This is a genomic window from Draconibacterium sp. IB214405, assembly GCF_033963885.1.
In the GTDB taxonomy this organism is placed as follows: Bacteria; Bacteroidota; Bacteroidia; order Bacteroidales; family Prolixibacteraceae; genus Draconibacterium.
This window is the reverse complement of record NZ_JAXBMA010000002.1, coordinates 850,918-870,147: the sequence shown is the minus strand read 5'-3', so window position 1 is coordinate 870,147 and position 19,230 is coordinate 850,918. Positions and strand designations below refer to the sequence as shown.

At 41.7% G+C, this 19,230-nt stretch carries 10 protein-coding genes; 4 read left to right on the top strand and 6 right to left on the bottom strand.

The features are described 5' to 3' along the window. Positions 1–35: 35 nt before the first annotated feature. Entirely contained in the window at positions 36–5,975 is a 5,940-nt protein-coding gene (locus SLH46_RS09760; protein WP_320280992.1) for a hypothetical protein, read from the bottom strand. 180 nt (positions 5,976–6,155) lie between these two features. Here SLH46_RS09760 and nhaC point away from each other — a divergent pair, with 180 nt between their 5' ends. Further along, positions 6,156–7,619 carry a Na+/H+ antiporter NhaC gene (gene nhaC / locus SLH46_RS09755; protein ID WP_320280991.1) on the top strand — a complete coding sequence of 488 codons (1,464 nt, stop codon included), beginning with the start codon at positions 6,156–6,158 and terminating at the stop codon, positions 7,617–7,619. An 82-nt stretch (positions 7,620–7,701) separates the two neighbouring features. Here nhaC and SLH46_RS09750 read toward each other — a convergent pair whose 3' ends face one another. The 5 genes from SLH46_RS09750 to SLH46_RS09730 form a co-directional block, all read right to left on the bottom strand. Next, the gene (locus SLH46_RS09750; RefSeq protein WP_320280990.1) at positions 7,702–9,108 is read right to left on the bottom strand and encodes a Gfo/Idh/MocA family protein; all 1,407 of its coding nucleotides are present in this window, start codon (positions 9,106–9,108) and stop codon (positions 7,702–7,704) included. A 120-nt stretch (positions 9,109–9,228) separates the two neighbouring features. Beyond that, complete coding sequence (locus SLH46_RS09745; protein ID WP_320280989.1) at positions 9,229–10,905, bottom strand: RagB/SusD family nutrient uptake outer membrane protein; 1,677 nt, start codon at positions 10,903–10,905, stop codon at positions 9,229–9,231. Positions 10,906–10,923: 18 nt separating this feature from the next. Further along, positions 10,924–14,109 carry a SusC/RagA family TonB-linked outer membrane protein gene (locus SLH46_RS09740; protein WP_320280988.1) on the bottom strand — a complete coding sequence of 1,062 codons (3,186 nt, stop codon included), beginning with the start codon at positions 14,107–14,109 and terminating at the stop codon, positions 10,924–10,926. Positions 14,110–14,336: 227 nt separating this feature from the next. Beyond that, complete coding sequence (locus tag SLH46_RS09735; RefSeq protein ID WP_320280987.1) at positions 14,337–15,332, bottom strand: FecR family protein; 996 nt, start codon at positions 15,330–15,332, stop codon at positions 14,337–14,339. A 44-nt stretch (positions 15,333–15,376) separates the two neighbouring features. Next, entirely contained in the window at positions 15,377–15,964 is a 588-nt protein-coding gene (locus SLH46_RS09730; protein ID WP_320280986.1) for an RNA polymerase sigma-70 factor, read from the bottom strand. Positions 15,965–16,262: 298 nt separating this feature from the next. Here SLH46_RS09730 and SLH46_RS09725 point away from each other — a divergent pair, with 298 nt between their 5' ends. The 3 genes from SLH46_RS09725 (at position 16,263) to SLH46_RS09715 (ending at position 19,143) form a co-directional block, all read left to right on the top strand. Next, positions 16,263–17,087, top strand: a complete 825-nt coding sequence (locus tag SLH46_RS09725; RefSeq protein ID WP_320280985.1) for a 2-oxo acid dehydrogenase subunit E2 — start codon at positions 16,263–16,265, stop codon at positions 17,085–17,087. Positions 17,088–17,212: 125 nt separating this feature from the next. Continuing rightward, on the top strand, positions 17,213–18,286 hold the full coding sequence (locus tag SLH46_RS09720) for a LacI family DNA-binding transcriptional regulator (protein WP_320281063.1): 1,074 nt from the start codon (positions 17,213–17,215) through the stop codon (positions 18,284–18,286). A gap of 5 nt (positions 18,287–18,291) precedes the next feature. After that, the gene (locus SLH46_RS09715; RefSeq protein ID WP_320280984.1) at positions 18,292–19,143 is read left to right on the top strand and encodes an SDR family oxidoreductase; all 852 of its coding nucleotides are present in this window, start codon (positions 18,292–18,294) and stop codon (positions 19,141–19,143) included. The last annotated feature ends 87 nt before the right edge of the window (positions 19,144–19,230 follow it).

The window sequence follows — 19,230 nt, the reverse complement described above, 5'->3', positions numbered from 1 at the left end:
AAAAGCCCGGAAGAAATTATCTCCCGGGCCTTTTATTATTGTAAGGATTCGATTTCCTGCAATTTGGCTTTCACCTCTGCATCATCCGATCGCAACTCCAGCGCCTTTCTGTAATAGAAGCGGGCCACATTGTAATTACCCGATTCAAACGCAGTGTTTGCAGTGGATTTATAGTTTTCAAACTGCTGCTGACTCAGACCGGCAACACGTTCAGCAATCCGGCGCTCGATTTCGCGCAACTGTTCCCTCGGATAAGCTTCGCCATCTTTTTGTGATAAGGCCTGGTTGTACCAACCTCTTGCCACAGCCAGTTCATTGTTTCTAAAGTTTTCGTCAGCCAAATCGATAAAACGCTGGTATTCGCGGTCGCGTTCGCTTAACATCATATCACCCAGAATCCGGTTAATCTCGGCAATACGTTGCGGCGGATAAGCTTCTTCAGGTTTCAGATCAGCTGCCTTGTAATACCAGGCTCGCGAAACATTGTATTGCTCTATATCAAACGATCCATCGGCTTTTTTAATGATCTCATCGTAGAGGGCATTTAAGCCTGATTCTTCCAAAATCCGTTGCTCATCCAGCTCTTCTTCCAACTGGGCAATTTGCTCTCTCCTTCTCGCTATATCTTCAGCATTGGCTTGTTCCTGTGCAACTCGCTTACGTTCGTTTTCACGAATTTCATCAATTTTCCTTATCTGATCTTTCGGATATTCTTCATCCGGTTTTACACCCAATGCAATCTCGTATTGTAAACGGGCATCGTCATACGACTGTGTTCTGAAATGACCGTCGGCCACCACAATTACACTTCGGTATTTTTCGTCGATGGCGCGTTGAGCCAAAATTCCGTCTATTTCCTCAATTTTTTCTTTCGGGTAGTTTTCTTCAGGTTTTAATGTTGAAGCCTCGGTGTAATTTTCCCTCGAAGCAGTATAACTACTTGAAGAGAAGAAGCGATCGGCCTGCATGATTAAACTTGCATACTTTCTATCCAGCTCTTCCTGAGCAGCCTTCGCCGCTGCCAATTCTCTTAATATCCGATCAATTTCATCAATTTGTTGCTGCGGATAGGTTTCTTCCGGTTTGATGTCCAAAGCTGTGCGGTATTCGTTGCGCGAATTTGCGTAGTTCTCTGCTTTAAACAACTCATCAGCACGTGCAATTGCATCAGCGTAATTTTTATCTTTCTCAGCCTGGATGGCTGCTAAACGTGCAGCTTCAGCTTCAGCTGCTTCGCGTGCCAATCTTTCACGAGTTGTTACAATCGAATCGATTTTTGCCAGCTGTTCATCAGGGTAAGTTTCGTCAGTTTTAGCTTGTTTTGCTGTGTTATAAGCTGCAATTGCTGCATCCCAACCTTCTCTATTGAATTCACGGTCGCCTTGCGCAATTGCATCTTCATAAGCTTTTTGTGCAGCCGAAAGTTGTGCTAAGATTGTTCCTATCTCATCAATTCGTTGTTGCGGATAGGTCTCTTCCGGTTTGATATCCAATGCAGCGCGGTATTCGTTTCGAGAGTTTTCGTAATTCTCTGCAGTAAACAACTCATCAGCGCGTGCAATTGCATCAGCGTAGTTTTTATCTTTTTCAGCCTGAATTGCTGCCAATCGTGCGGCTTCGGCTTCAGCTTCTTCTTTTGCCAATCGTTCGCGTGTGGTCACTATCGAATCGATTTTTGCCAGCTGTTCTCCCGGATACGTTTCATCAGCTTTCGCTTGTTTTGCATTGTTGTATGCAACAATTGCAGCATCCCAACCTTCGCGACGAAATTCGCGATCACCTTCTGCGACTGCATCTTCATAAGCTTTTTGTGCTGCCGAAAGTTGTGCGATCAAGTTTCCAATTTCATCAATCCGTTGCTGCGGATATGTTTCTTCAGGTTTAATATCCAGAGCTGCGCGGTACTCGTTGCGTGAATTTTCGTAGTTCTCAGCTGTAAACAATTCATCCGCTCTTGTTATGGCATCGTTGTAGTTTTTATCTTTTTCAGCCTGAATGGCAGCTAAACGTGCAGCTTCGGCTTCTGCCTCTTCTCTTGCCAGTCGTTCACGTGTGGTTACGATTGAATCAATTTTTGCCAGCTGTTCACCCGGATAGGTTTCATCTGCTTTCGCTTGTTTTGCATTATTGTAAGCAGCAATTGCAGCATCCCAACCTTCGCGACGGAATTCGCGGTCACCTTCTGCAACAGCTTCTTCATAAGCTTTTTGTGCTGCTGAAAGTTGTGCCAGCAAGTTACCTATCTCGTCAATTCGTTGCTGCGGATACGTTTCTTCAGGTTTAATATCCAGGGCTGCACGGTATTCGTTACGCGAGTTTTCGTAATTCTCGGCTGTAAACAGTTCGTCAGCACGAGCGATTACATCGTTGTAGTTTTTATCCTTTTCTGCCTGAATTGCTGCCAAACGAGCGGCTTCAGCTTCTGCCTCTTCTCTGGCCAATCGTTCGCGTGTTGTTACAATCGAATCAATTTTTGCCAGCTGTTCTCCCGGATATGCTTCATCTTCTTTTGCTTGTTTTGCGGTATTGTAAGCTGCAATGGCGGCATCCCAACCTTCGCGGCGGAATTCGCGGTCGCCCTCTGCAACAGCATCTTCATAAGCTTTTTGAGCTTCTGACAGTTGTGCGAGTAAGTTTCCAATTTCATCAATCCGTTGTTGCGGATATGTTTCTTCCGGTTTAATATCCAGAGCTGCACGATATTCGTTGCGGGAGTTTTCGTAGTTCTCAGCTGTAAACAATTCATCCGCTCTTGCAATGGCGTGGTTGTAATTTTTATCTGTCTCTGCCTGGATAGCGGCTAATCGTGCAGCTTCGGCTTCTGCCTCTTCTCTTGCCAATCGTTCACGAGTGGTTACTATCGAATCGATTTTTGCCAGCTGTTCATCGGGGTAAGCTTCGTCAGTTTTCGCTTGTTTTGCATTGTTGTATGCAGCTATTGCAGCATCCCAACCTTCGCGACGGAATTCGCCGTCGCCCTCTGCTACAGCATCTTCATAAGCTTTTTGAGCTGCAGAAAGTTGTGCCAGCAAGTTGCCAATCTCATCAATTCGTTGTTGCGGATAGCTTTCTTCAGCTTTAATATCCAGAGCTGCGCGGTATTCGTTGCGCGAGTTTTCGTAATTCTCGGCTGTAAACAGTTCGTCAGCACGAGCGATTGCATCGTTGTAGTTTTTATCCTTTTCTGCCTGAATGGCTGCTAAACGAGCAGCTTCGGCTTCAGCTTCTTCTCTTGCCAATCGTTCGCGTGTGGTTACAATTGAATCGATTTTTGCCAGCTGTTCTTCAGGATACGCTTCATCTGCTTTCGCTTGTTTTGCGGTATTGTAAGCTGCAATTGCGGCATCCCAACCTTCGCGACGGAATTCACGGTCACCTTCTGCAACAGCATCTTCATATGCTTTTTGCGCTGCAGAAAGTTGAGCCAGTAGATTTCCGATCTCATCAATCCGTTGTTGAGGATAGGTCTCTTCTGGTTTGATATCCAAGGCTGCGCGGTATTCGTTGCGGGAGTTTTCGTAGTTCTCAGCTGTAAACAATTCATCCGCTCGAGCAATTGTTTCGTTGTAGTTTTTATCCTTTTCAGCCTGAATGGCTGCCAATCGAGCTGCTTCGGCTTCAGCAGCTTCTTGTGCCAAACGTTCGCGTGTGGTTACAATCGAATCGATTTTGGTCAGCTGTTCATCCGGGTAGGCTTCATCTGCTTTGGCTTGTTTTGCGGTGTTGTAAGCGGCTATTGCTGCATCCCAACCTTCGCGGCGGAATTCACGATCACCCTCTGCTACAGCATCTTCATAAGCTTTTTGAGCTGCAGAAAATTGTGACAGAACAGTGCCGATTTCATCGATACGTTGCTGCGGATATGTTTCTTCCGGTTTAATATCCAGAGCTGCACGATATTCGTTGCGGGAGATTTCGTAATTCTCTGCTGTAAACAATTCATCAGCTCTTGCAATAGCATCGCTGTAGTTTTTATCTTTCTCAGCTTGAATGGCTGCCAATCGAGCTGCTTCGGCTTCAGCAGCTTCTTGTGCCAAACGTTCCTGTTCAGCAATTAAACCATCAATTTTAGTAATCATCTCCGGCGGATAAGTCTCTTCCGGCTTTAATTGTGCGGCTTCGGCAAAAGTTGTTTTCGCCTCTTCGTATGCTTTTCGTTCAAACGAACGATCGGCAGTTGCAATTAAATCACTGTACTCACGATCCAGGCGTGCCAGATCATTTAAAACAGTAGCAATTTCATCCAGTTTGTCCTTCGGATATTGTTCCCGTGGTTTAACGGCCAATGCTTCGTTGTATTTGCCCCGGGCATCCTGGTAATTTTTTAATGCCAGCATATTATCTGCCTGTGCAATAACCTGGTCGTATTGCTGATCGACACCTTGCTGTGCAATAATCCTATCAATTTCTGCAATTCGTTCTGCAACATGTTTATCGCCAGCTTTCAGCTCATTGGCTTTAATGTACAGCGATTTTGCGTTGGGATAACTTTGTGCATCAAACTGTTTGTCGGCCTGACTTACAAACTCGTTAAAGCTGTTTTGCGCATAAAGAATCTGAGTGATCTCTTCCACCCTCTTTTTAGTCCTTGGTTCGTCGGGAACCAAAGCGAGTGCCTGTTCATAGTTCGACAAAGCTTCCGGAAAATCTTCTTTTTTATAGGCCTTATCAGCAGCCGCAATAAATTTATCAAACTCCATCCGGTTAAGAATGGCAGTCATCTCCTTTTTTGTATCCTCAATTCGGCGTGTTGCCCGTATATCATTTGGTTTGTACGACAGTGCATTTTCAAACGAGGTGAGCGCCCTGTCGTAAAACTGCTTCGAAAACATCCGTTCGCCTTCCGACATGGCATCGTCGTAATTATCCTGTTTTTCCTGACTTTTACGTTGTTCGGCCAGCAGTCCATTAATTTCGGCAATCTTTGTTTTTGGATATTGTTCGTTTGGCCTGATTTTCAATGCCTGGTTAAAAAGCCCCAAAGCCTCATTGTACAACAATTCATCGATTGCCTGATCGCCCTGTGCAATCAAATCCTGATAATTACCATTAACACGTTGCTGCTCCTGTAAATCGGCAATTTTTTTAAGCTGATCGTTAACGTACTGATCAAAGGGTTTGATGGATAACGCGCGGTTGTATGAATTTTTAGCTTCAGGTAACTTGCGGCTTGAAAAGTGCAGATCGCCTTCTTTAACCAATTTATTAAAGCGTGCAAGCATGGCCGCATCCAACTCTTCGGCTGCCATTATCAATCCTAAAAGGTCGTTTATTTCAGCAATCCGGTCTTTTGGAAACTGCTCGCTCGGGAAAATCTTACTTGCCGCTTTATAGCCATCCAGCGCCTCTAAAAACTCTTCGTTACTGTATTCCTTTCCGGCCTGTTCCAGCAGTTCGTTGTATTCTTTTCTTAATTCGGCCAGTTCGGCACGTGTTAACCGCGCCATAAAATCGGCATTGGCATCCACTTGCTGCGCTTGAGCAATCGCCTGATAAATCAGCCGCTCAATTTGCGCATCGTTATAATACACCTCCTTCACAAAATTATCAACGCTTGGACTGTAGAATATTTTAAAGATCGTGTTCTCAGCAAACGAATTGTCGATACCCGGAATTTCGGTAAACAAGTTTATGTTTCCCGGAAAAGGTGGAAATTTAGGATCAGCATTTAGCACATCACGGGGAACATCGGTTTCAATTACAATTTTCTGACTAAAATTTCCTTCATGCTGAAAGATCAACTCCCACTTGTGGTTCCAGTTCAACTCAACGTTATATTTCCCATCGGCTCCAACACCATAATTATCAAGCCGAACTCCATCGCGATACATCTGAATGATAGCACCTTCGGGAGATCCTTCCTGCACTGTAATTGTTCCTTCAACTGCTAAACCATTAGCACGTTGAGCCATCGACTGGCCAACACAAAATAGAAATATTAAAATGGTAATTATCCTTGTAAAACCCTGCTTCATATCAATTTGTTAATTAACAAAGAACGAAAATAAAAACAAATAATTATCCAATAAATAAAATGTAGCTTGTTTTTATTTTAAGGCTTGTTTTTTACAAAATGCGCTATTTCTGCGGTTTTTTATTACATTTTTCAACTATAATATGTTATTTTGGCGCCTCATTAATTTATCAGCTCATTTATGACAACAAAACGCGAAGCATCACTTTTTCTGGCATTGTTGCCAATTCTCATTTTAATTGGATTATTAACACTTAACGTATTACTTTTTGACGACACTTTAGCCGGCGCCAACCAGGTTGCGTTGATGTTGGCTGCTGCCATTGCCGGAGTTGTTGCTTATCGTTTGGGCTTTAGCTGGGATAGAATCAGTAATAAAATTGTGTCGACAATCGGATCGGCAATGCCTTCAATATTGATACTTCTATTAATTGGATCATTGGCCGGAACATGGTTGATCAGCGGTGTAGTACCAGCAATGATTTATTATGGTTTGGATATTATCAGTCCTAAACTGTTTTTGTTTACCGCAGTTGTAGTGAGTGCTATTGTTAGTGTAGCCACCGGAAGTTCGTGGTCGACCATTGCAACCATTGGAATTGCCCTGCTCGGAATTGGAAAAGCTATTGGTATTGATGAAGCGGTTGTTGCAGGAGCCATCATCAGTGGTGCATATTTTGGAGATAAAATGAGTCCACTTAGCGATACTACAAATCTTGCACCCGCCATGGCCGGAACCGATCTGTTTACACATATCCGATACATGACATTAACCACCGTGCCAACAATGACTTTGACCCTGATTATTTTTCTGATCATGGGTTTTAACTACGATTTTACGAATACTTCAATAAATGTTGAAGATGTGAAAGTTGCTATCGATGCAACATTTAATACCAGTCCGTTATTGTTCCTCGTTCCGGTGATTCTGATCACAGTAATTATTCTAAAAGTACCGCCACTTCCTTCGTTGTTAATTGGTACGCTTTTGGGAGGATTGTTTGCTGTAATTTTTCAACCCGATATCATAAATTCTATTGCCGGAGAAGTTAACAACTACGGCACGGCATCTTATTATTCAGTTATGCAGGCCATGTTTGGCGATGTTAGCCTCACTACATCAAATGCAAATGTGAATGACCTGCTGAGTACCTCAGGAATGCGCGGTATGCTTGATACGGTATGGCTGATACTTTCGGCAATGGTATTTGGCGGAGTTATGGAATCGGCAGGTTTGTTAAAACGAATTACACAACCTATTGTAAAATATGCGAAAAGTACGGGAAGTTTGGTGGCATCAACAGTTGGAACCTGTATCTTTTTTAACACCACAGCTTCCGACCAGTATATTGCATTGGTTGTACCAGGAAGAATGTACCGAAAAACCTACGAAGAAAAAGGTCTGAAACCCGAAGTATTGAGTCGTACTTTAGAAGACAGTGGAACAATTACCTCAGTACTTATTCCCTGGAATACCTGCGGGGCAACACAATCGCGTGTTTTGGGTGTTGATACATGGTCGTACGCACCTTACGCTTTCTTTAATATCATCAGTCCGTTTATGACCATTCTTTTTGCCTACCTGAATATTAAAATCAGGCGGTTTGCAAAAGGTGAAAAACCAGCAGAGGTAAAAGAAGATTAAAACGAAATAACTTTTTAAAAAGCACAAAAAAAACGCAGCAATAAAACATTGACTGCGTTTTTTTTTATGGTAGAAATTTGAATTACGTTAATCGATTGCTTCGCGGTTGCAATGTGGTTAAACTACCCACTTTAACAGGCATTCCCGATTCTATACTGTTTCGGGCAGCAGTTCCTATCAAAATCGACATTGCTCCATCGCGTGTTCCTGCCAGATGCTGAAATTCATCCTCTGCATCAGGTGTTCTGAAAATATAATCATGTAAGCGTTCATCGCCGCCACCATGGCCACCACGACTGTAGCCTACGTTTATAATTTCCTGTTCGCCCCAGAGTTTATGCAGAATAATTGGCTTGTTAATCTGTTCCTGATTTCCGCTCTGATCCATTTCAGCACGGTGCATGTCTTCCTGCGATATTTGTACGTCTTCCAGGTAAGGAACATCCAAAAATGCTTCAATACGACCTTCGGTGCCGTTAAATGCAACACGCCAGCCTTCCCATGGCGAATAAGTTGTAAGCATGTAATTCAGATAAACGTTATTGGCATATTTTACATTCACATTCATTTTATCGTAAATGTTGATTTCGGGCCGGAACAAACAATTATCGCGGATGTAACCATCGTATTGTTCGTGTTTAGCATACAGGTTGTATTCCGTTGGACTTTGGGTAATATCCCAGAAAAACGGACAACTGTCCTTTTCATCGCACGAACGGCAGTTTACACCACTTTTCTCTCTACGGTTTCCATAAAACTCTAAATCTCCCTTGGCATAAACTTCATCCGGATCGGAATCGATCCACCAGTTTAGCAAATCGAAATGGTGCGTAGCTTTGTGAATCAATAAAGTTCCGCTCCACTCGCGTTGCCCATGCCAACGTCTGAAATACGACGCTCCGTGACTGGTATTCAACATCCACGAAAAATCAACGGAAACAAGTTTTCCAATGGTATTATTCATTAGCAACTCCTTGATTTTGGTGTTGTACGGACTCCAGCGATAGTTAAAACCTACAATCACTTTTCGTTTGTACCGTCGCTCGGCATCAAGTATTTCCTGGCACTTGTCTTCATCGGTGGTAAGCGGTTTTTCGGTCAGCACATCAACTCCGTTTTCCAGCGATTTAACAATGTATTGGTGATGCGTGGCATCAGGCGTAGTTACAATGATTAAATCGGGCGATTGCTCACCTATCATTTCATCAAAATCGGTGTATGTTTTGCAGTTCTTATCTACTCCGATAAAATCGGCAGCATATTTTACACGGCCCGGATTTATATCTACCAAAGCAACAAATTCTAAAATATCAGAATAGTTGTCGACCAGACGTTTGCCCCAAAAACTGTTTCCGCGGATTCCGGTACCCACCAAAACCATTTTTAGTTTTTCACCTTCGGATAAAACAGCAGCTTTTAAAGGATTGGATACTACAGCACCGGCAGCAATTGTGCCAATGGTAGCGAGGAAATTTCTCCTGTTTTGCATGTTATTAGTTTTAAGTTGATTTAGACGAATAAACTTAAAACAATTTGTGATGTCTTCCAAAAAAAAGAGGCCACCCAAAGGCAGCCTCCCATTCATAAACTAATTACTAGACTATCAGGTTTAGTTGTATCCTGGATTTTGTTCTAGCGCGTTATTGCCGGAAAGTGCATCTTGTGGCACAGGGAAACGACGCAAATGCTGCGAATTAGAAGCTTCATGATCCCACCAATCGTCGTTTACAAATTTATTCCAACGGATTAAATCGGTACGACGGCGGCCTTCTCCAAGAAACTCCACCCCCCACTCGTTAAGCATCCTGTAATCGTCTAAATTTGCTGAAGTAACAGGATTTGGATCATTACCATCTTCAAAATTGCGTACGCGAACCTCGTTGATTAAGTCGGCAGCTGCTTGTTTGTCGCCTGCGCGGAACTTACATTCTGCCAACATATAATAAACTTCAGCCAAGCGCATTATTGCGTTATCAGCTCCCCAGCGCAACGATTCGTCGGCAAGGTTTGGCATTGGAGCTTTGACCAAACGAATTCCCGTATTCTCTTCACCGTCGGCCATTGTTGATGGTAACGATGCGATATCAGGATATTCGTCGCCTACTTTTTTGAACGTAGCCACCATGTCAACAAACGAAATCACTTCATCTTTGTATTCCTGGGTTCCGTACGAAGTTCCGTAAGGACTGATTTGATCGCCAACAAGGAACATTCCTTCGTATTTTCCTCCTCCTTTATACAGGTAAGGTTTTTTGCGTAAATCGCCATCATCGAATTTTTCGTATGGATTACCCAGTTTGAATTCGGTATAAATTTCACCGGTTGGTTTACGCGATGGTTGCAGGTGATGACCATTCCAGGCACCGCCATCCAAACCAAAATATTTATACGTTTCGTAGTGGTAGAAACGGTTCCACATCCAGTCGTACTGAAGTTTGTTAAACTCCGACGGAGCCGACCAGATTACTTCAGGCGATTCGTTATTGTAGAAACCCAAAGAACCATACCAATTTGAATCCAATTCGTAATCGCCATATTCTCCGTTAAGAATTCCCTGACAAACTGTAGCACACTCTGAATAACGATCTTCTCCGATATACGATTCAGCATTAAAATACAACTGAGCTAACATTGCCGCAGCCGCTCCTCTTCGAAGTGAACCTTCTTCTTTCTCGCCGGCTACCTTTTTAGGCAACTGCGGAATCGCTTCCAAAAGCAAACTTTCAATATGGTTGAAGGTTTCTTTATCGGTGCTTCTCGGAATATTTTCGCCTTCGTTTGAAGTAAAAATCGGAAGCCCGCCAAAGTAATCGAGGCCACGTAAATAGAAATAAGCAATTAAAGTCTGTAACTGCATCACATGCGACGCTTTGTCTTCATCGGTTAAACCAACTGTGCTGTAGTCAAGATTTTCAAGGTCTTGCTTGGTATCTAAAGCCAATGCAACTCCCATAAGCGTACCGCGCCAGGTTCCCCAAATCCAACCATCATTAATTGTCCACTGGTGATAGTGATAGCGGTAGTTTTCACCACCGTTATACCAGTGAGGACCTTTGGTAGTAATTGCAAACTGGTCGGCAGTCATTTCCTGCAATTGCCATCTGTCTTCCTGAACATACCAGCGTGCGTGGGTAAAAGAGCGGTACAAAGCAGCTTTTACATCCTGCTCTGTTTTAAAGAATGTTTCCGGAACAACGGCCGAGTACCATTCCTCTTCCAGGTCGGTACAAGCCACACCGGTAAACAACAACATGATTAGTAGTAAACTATATGATTTAATTTTCATAACAATTCGATTTAAAGGTTAGAAAGTTAATTGCACACCCAAAGTCCAGGTACGGGTACGTGGATAAATGTTATTATGCCACTCGAAACCGGGATCTAAACCATTTATGTTCGACTCCGGATCCATTCCCGAATAAGACGTAATGGTAAACAGATCTCTTCCGGTAACATATACATTGGCATTTTGCAACCAACTTATATTTCCGGTATCAAAACGATAACGCAATGTCAAAGCTTTCAATTTGATGAAATCACCATCTTCTATCCAGTAATCACAAAGTTCTTTCTCGCCGGTTACGTTTTTGTTTTTCTCAAATGCATCAGCCAAAACGTTTTGCTCTTCAACATTTGGCAAACCGTAGTACATATCGATTGTATTGAACACATCGTGTCCTAACCAACTGGTAAAGAAGGCTTCCATTTCCCAGTTTCTGAAACTAACGGTGTTGTTCCACGACATTTGAACTTTTGGGATTGCGTTTCCAACAAAAGCTTTGTCGTCGTTTGTTTTTGTTTGCTGGGTTACGTCAAACGCATTTCCGTCTTTGTCGTACAACATCCAGTTTCCTTCGTCGGTGAAACCAGCAAAGCGCCATACGTAGAATTTACCAATGTCTTGCCCCGGGAACAAACGAACGGCATTACCCGGAGAGCCGGGAGCAGGAAATCCTACCCTATCCCAATAGGTTTGACTGCCCCAAAGCGACTCCAGAGTAGATTTGTTGTGTGAAATGCGGAATGTTGTAGAATAATCCCAGTTGGCCGCCTTTACAGCATTGTAATTAATTTCAGCTTCCCAACCTTTGTTACGCAAACTTCCAACGTTCATTGTGGTTTTGTCGTGTACTGCAGGTGGCACAGAAACAGAAATATCATAAATCATTTTATCTACCTTACGATCGTATACATCGAATTTACCGGTTAATTTGTTGTTGAAAAATCCGAAATCAACACCGGCGTTAAATTCTTTTTTCTCTTCCCATTGCAGGTCTTTATTTTGGTTATGTGCCGATCCGTAGGTATAAATCCATTCATCGTCAACCAACCACCAGGTATCAGAAGCGTACATACGTGTTGCAGCACCCGGTGAAAAACTTTGGTTACCTGTAACACCATAACCTCCACGAATTTTTAAATCGCTTACAGCAGTCACATTATCCATAAACGACTCGTCACTGATGCGCCATCCGGCCGATACTGCAGGGAAAAATCCCCATTGATTATCGGTGTAGAACTTCGAAGAACCTTCGTAACGTCCGCTAACCGAAAGAATATATTTTTCGCGGAATGTATAATTGGCACGGCCAAAAAACGCGATCAATCTTTCGCGGGGATCTTTCCACGATCCCATTGATGCTTTACCTTCCGAAAGGAATGTTCCTTTTCCCATATCCCAGGCCTCAATTCCGTCAACCGGGAAATCATAGTTCGTCATATCAAAACCATCAGCATTAAACTCCTGGAAACTATAACCAGCCACCGCGTTAATTGAATGCTCTCCGAAAGTGTTGATATATTTTGCCAACCATTCGAAAGTCTTATCCATATTACGACCGTATGCCTGACGTGCGCGACCAGCTCTGGCATTATCCAACGATTCTTTATGCTGCGCCGAATAGTATAAAATATCGCGGTATTCATTTGCGCGATGCGCAATCATAGCCTGGGTACTCAAATTATCGGTGATATTCAATTTTAATGTTACATCACCAAGGAAATTTGTTGAGTGTCCCTGATCTGTGCGCAATTTAATATCGGCCACTGGGTTGTAGTATTCCCAACCACCGGTCCAAACATTGTAACCATGAACTTGTGTATCGTCGTAGGCAGCTTGAGTCGGATTCAGTTTCAATGCCATATTAAAGATACCGTTGTGTGAGCGATCGCTGTTAGTTTTACGATAATCGGCATGCGCAATAATTTCGGCAAAACCATCCATTAACGTAAAGTTGGCGTTGATACGTCCACCCATTTCTTCTCTTTTATCGCCAATTGCAATACCTTCCTGATCGGAAGCCAGGAATGTGGCGTAAATACGCGATGTTTCTGAACCACCACTTAAGTTTATATGATGACGTTGACTAAACGGATTGTCAACAGTCACTTCGTCGTACCAGTCGGTAGAACTTCCGTAATCCGTACCCAAATCGTTGGCAACAAACTCTTCGGCACTCAAAACTTCAGGTTTACGGCGGATGGTTTCTGTCGTGAACTCCGATGTATAAGTCAAACGGATTTTTCCGGCTTTTGCTGATTTTGTAGTGATAAGAATTACACCACCTGCGGCTCGTGTACCATAAATTGCTCCGGCCGATGCATCTTTCAATACGTCGATCGATTCAATATCTTCGCGGCTTACCGAGTTTAAACTTCCACCCGGAACACCGTCGATTACAATAAGTGGTCCCTGTCCGGCCAATACAGAAGCAACACCACGCAATTGTACTGATGTTGAAGCATTCGGGCTGGTACCGTTAGTAGACTGAATACTTAAACCTGTAACTTTTCCCTGCATTCCGATAAGTGGATTTCCTGAACCACCAGGAATCAGATCTTTTGATTTTACAGTTGTAATAGAACTGGTTACTTCTTTTTTCTCCAAAGTACCATAACCCACAACAACTACCTCGTCAACGTTAATTGCGTCGGCAAGCATGGTTACATTTATTTCGGTTTGGCTGCCTACTATTATTTCCTGGGTTTGCATACCCACAAACGAAAACAATAGAGTACCATCAACCGGAACTCCCGGTAACGAATACTGTCCGTCGATATTGGTAACAGTGCCATTCGAAGTTCCTTTTACAACGATGGTTACACCGGGCATTGGATTTCCGTCAGTATCGGTAATTACTCCTTTAACGGTTTTCTGCTGTGGTTTCAGCTCATTACCATTTCCGGGATCATTATCCTTTGTAATTACAATGTCTTTATTAAACACTCTGTATTTCAACCCCGTACCTAATAAAACATCATCCAACACATGTTCTACGGTGGCTTTTGCATAAACTGCATCTACCTTTTTGTAACGTGGCAGGTGTTCATTTTTGTAAAAGATATCGAACTCGGTTTGATCTTGAATGGATTGAAAAACATTCTCAAGACTTGCATCGTGTAGCTGCATATCAATTCGCACTGATTGCGAATAAACGCTGGCCGATGCTCCGACTATACTTATTAGAATTAAAAATAGGGATAGTTTCATAACAAGAAACAGTTTTCTCCCCCTTCTTCTTTCGAAAAGAAAGAGGTGGATTAGTTTTTTTTTCATAGTTTCGCTACGATTTTAATTTATAAATCAAAAAATTACACATGTAATGTTAAACGGGAAGTATGTGGCGTATTTCCCGTTTTTTTTGGACGCATAGGTAGTTCATTTCATAGGCAGTAATGGTATTAGTTAGTTAGTTTTGTAAATAAAATTTGTAACTGCTATTTCAGCTTCACAGTAATGTTGTCGTCATCAATTTTGTAGTCGATTGGCACCAACTCATTAATAACTTCAAAGTGCTGTTTAATTGGTTTATGTTTTCTCAAAACACCTGAGATATATTCGTATTTAAATTCTTCTTTCGAGTAGTCGATTTCAACATCCCACCAACGTTCCATAATCTGGAAAACCTTATCAACCGATTCATTTCTGAATTCGTAGCGTCCTTCGCGCCAGGCCGTGTAAATGTCAAAATCCTTCTCTCCTATTAATACTTCAGCTGTTTCGGTATAAAATGTTGCCTGTTCGCCCGGATACAAATCTTTAAAGAAATTGCCCGAAATGATCTTTACTTTTCCTTCAACCAAAGTGGTTTCAATCATTTTATCTTCTGGGTATTCGCAAATATTAAATTTGGTACCGGTAACTTTTACCGTGTGATTTCCGGTTTTTACCAAAAACGGATTTTTTTCACTCGAAGTAACTTCAAAATAGGCTTCGCCATGCAGGCTGATTTCGCGGTTCTTTTCAGTAAAATCAGATGGAAACGATAGTTGTGAACCGGCATTTAACCAAACGTGGGTACCATCGGCCAAAAACACTTCCTTAATTTGTCCTTTTATGGCTTCAACAGTACGCATTTCGACTTTGCGGGTAGAAACAGAGTCGGTATAGAAATAATGACTTATCCAACCAACACCCAAAGCAACAACCACAATTGCAGCTATTTTAATCAGCTCTTTAAAGAATCCTCGTCTTACTTTCGAGGTTTCTATTCTATTTTGTAATGCAAGCCATTCAGTATTTTCAAGTTCTTTCAATCGGTCAGAATCAATTTCCGCTGCATTCCAAAGATCCTTTTGTTTAAACAGTTTCTTTCTGTTCTCCGGATTTTCATTCAGCCATTTCAGCACTGCAGCTTTTTCTTTATCATCGGCATTGCCTTGAATAAAATGCAGAATAGCCTTATCTGTATTTTCAGTGTTTTTGTCGTTCATTTTTAATAAGAGTATTTTTAGATGAGATAACCCTACCTCTGCTTTTAAATATTTTCAAATTTTAGCAGAAAATAGATGTAAGAGTGGTCTTTAAATTCTTCCTGGAATATTTTGAGGGCTTTTGAGATGTGCTTTTCAACCGATTTTACCGACAACTCGTATTTTTCAGCAATCTCCTTATTTGACAAGCCATTGAATCGGCTTTCGTTAAAAATCTGGGCACATTTTGGAGGTAGTTTCTGGATTGTTTTTTGAATCCGGTCCCTGATTTCAAACTCAAGAACACTTTTTTCGGAATGCTGAAAATAATTTAATTCTTCCTGTTTTAACTTGATCTCGATCTCAGTTAATTTGCCATTTTTTAACCGTTCCTTTTCAAAGTATTTGTAACACCGATTCCGTACTATCGAAAAAAGGTAGGCCGAAAGTGAAGTCTTTATGTCAATGGTTTTCCTGTTTTTCCACAATTCGAAAAAACAATCCTGTAATAAGTCTTTTGCTATATCCTCTTCAACAAATTTACAAGCAAACAAAAACAAAGGTTGATAATAGCTAACGAATAGCTCGTTGAAGGCAGCAGAATCATCCTCTTTAAACTTCCTGAATAATATAGATTCGGGATTAGGTTTCATTAACAGAGAGAAAGTTAGTTTAGTTACAGTTTAGTTTAAGTGCACAAATTTATTCTTTTTATTGAATATGCAAACTGCTTAAAATCTTTAGCTCACCTACTTATCCATTTATGAATAATTCGGATTGTGAACTTAATCACTGCAGTTTTAAGTGTTTTGTTAATCCCATATTTATGAGCTTGTAAAAAACGATGAGAGATTTCTTAAGGGATTTCCATATAAACGATTACATTTGCGACCTAAAGCCGCAATTATTCGAGATTTTTTAGAAAACGATTGAATAAAATAAATCGTTATTATGGAGCAAATTGACTATAATTCAGATTGGCGCAAAGTAGCGTCAACTATCTACAAAAAACCAACCGACTCGAAAATCTACGGTATGGTTGAACTGGACGTTACTGATATTGAAAAGTACATCGCACAAAAAAGAAAAGAAGGCTTAAAAACCACACTTACTTATATCATCACGCTAATTATTGGCAGGGCGATTCGCAACGAAGTACCCGAACTAAACACCTTTGTTAAGGGTTCGAAAATTGCCCAGCGCAAACAGGTTGACGGCGTTGTAAGTGTTTTGCTTGCCGGTGGACAAATGGGTTCGGTAAAAGTTGAAAATGCCGACCAACAAACCATTCAGGAAGTTACTGAAGAAATTGCTGAACATATCCGCCAGTCGCGAAAAGGAAACGAACGCGACGAAATGCAATCGAAAAATATGCTTGCACGGGTGCCATGGCCTTTCCGCAAATGGTTGTTCCGCTTGTATCGTGTACTTACTATTGACTGGGGAATCTCTTTGCCGGGAATCGGTCTTGACTCCAACAGTTTTGGCTCTTATGTGGTTTCTAACATTGGCACCGTTGGTCTCGATACCGGTTACGGTTCGTTGCTTCCATCATCAAATGTGTCGCTTGTAATGATTTTGGGAACTGTTCAGAATAAACCAGCAGTGGTTAATGGGGAAATTGTTCCGCGAAGAATCATGTTGTTGTCAGCTACACTCGACCATCGCGTGGTTGACGGTTCGCACGGAGGACGTTTGTTCCGCCACATTAAATACCTGTTAAAAAATCCACATCTTTTAGAAGAAAAACCTGATCAGAACCTGGCGAAATTTTAGTGTTTCGCTGTTCTGAAATGTTGCTTAACATGTTAAAATAAAATTTCCGTGTACGAACACGGAATACTGATATTTTTGTTTAGTTTTGAAAGCACTTAACTGAGATAGGTATATTTTATCTCTAAATTCAGAACGCTATCGAACTAAATAAACAAATACGTATAAAAGACATTGCCGAGAAAGCGAAGGTTTCAATCGGCACTGTCGACAGGGTTTTACACAACCGTGGCGAAGTAGCGGAGTCTACTAAAAAGAAGATTCTTGAAATTATTGAGGAGCTAAACTACCAGCCCAATATTCTGGCCAGTACACTTGCCTCTAAAAAATCGGCCACGTTTGCCACGCTCCTTCCGCAACCACCGTCGGGCGAAGGTTACTGGACCAAACCTATAAAAGGCATAAACAAACGAATTTCGGAGTTGCCGCAATACGGATTACAAATTGAATCGTTTACATTTAGCCAGTTCGACTCAAAAAGTTTTGTTGAAGAAGCCAATAAAATTTTAGCTATAAAACCCGACGGAGTGGTGCTTGCGCCTTTCTATAAAAAGGAAGCTATGGCTTTTATTAAAGAGCTTGAGGAACAAAACATTCCTTTCGTTTTTATCGATTCGGAAATTAAAAATGCCGGACAACTGAGTTATATCGGACAGAATTCTTACCAAAGCGGACTGGTGTCGGGGAAATTACTCGACCTAATGCTTCCTGATGGTAATATTCTGGTTATTCACTTTGCCAAAGAAATGGATAACCAAAACCATTTGGTACAACGCGAAATGGGTATCCACGATTGGTTTAAGCAAAAAAAGGACAACAACCACGAGCTGTTTACCCTTGAAATTCCGGATACCAACTCCGACGAATGGATGACGGTAGTTGAGAAAAATATCAATGAAAAGAACATCAAAGGAATACTGGTTACCAACTCGAAGGTATTTTATATTGGCCGTTTAATTCATAAGTTACAGTTGAACGACATGAAGGTAATCGGGCACGATCTTCTAAAAGAAAATATTGAATGTTTAAAGAACGACAGGGTTCAGTTTCTTATTTGTCAGCGCCCCGAAGAACAAGGATACAGTGCTGTTAATAAGCTATTCAGGAGTATTGTGCAGAAAAGAAAAATTCAGGAAGAAAGTTACACACCAATTGATATTGTAACAAAAGAAAACGTTGATTACTACAAAGAATTTAAATAAGAACTATGCAAGCATTATCATTTAACGATTTAAAAGGCAAAGTTTGTGTAATAACAGGCGGAGCTGGAGTTTTGGGAACTGCCATGGTTAAAGCCATTGCATCGGTTGGAACTAAAATTGCCATTGCCGACATAAATAAAGAAGTGGCCGACAAAGTGGCTGCAGAGATAGCTGCTGAATCGGGAGCTGAAGTTATTGGTGTAGAAGCCAATGTACTCGATAAAAGTTCGCTCGAGGCTGCAAAAACTGAAATCAACGAAAAACTGGGGCCAATCGATATTCTGATAAATGGTGCAGGAGGAAACAATCCGCAGGCAACCACAAAAGTGGAGACCATTACCGAAGACAACATGGACAAACTGGAGGATACTTTTTACGGTTTGGAAATGGAAGGTTTCGACAAGGTTTTTGCACTGAATTTTAAAGGAACATTACTACCAACAATGGTTTTCACGCGCGATATGTTAACGAATAAAAAAGGCGTGGTACTTAATGTTTCGTCGATGAATTCGTATAAACCGCTTACAAAAATTCCGGCCTACTCGGCGGCAAAAGCATCTATCAACAATTTTACCGAATGGTTGTCGGTTCACCTGGCTAAAGTTGGAATTCGTGTGAATGCAATTGCTCCGGGCTTTTTTATTACCCACCAAAACCGCTTTTTGGTAATGGACGAAAAAACGGACAACTACTCCCCTCGCGGACAAAAAATTGTTGACAATACACCGATGGGGAAATTCGGAGAACCTGAAGATTTGCAAGGCGCAACTCTTTTCCTGATCTCTGATGTTTCGAACTTTATTACAGGTATAGTTATCCCTGTTGATGGTGGTTACAGCGCATTTGGAGGCGTTTAACAGAACAATTTTGATAATACTCTGGCCGGATTCGGAATTCGGCTTCTTTTTGTCAAAATGCCGTTAACGCAAACGATAAAACAGGAT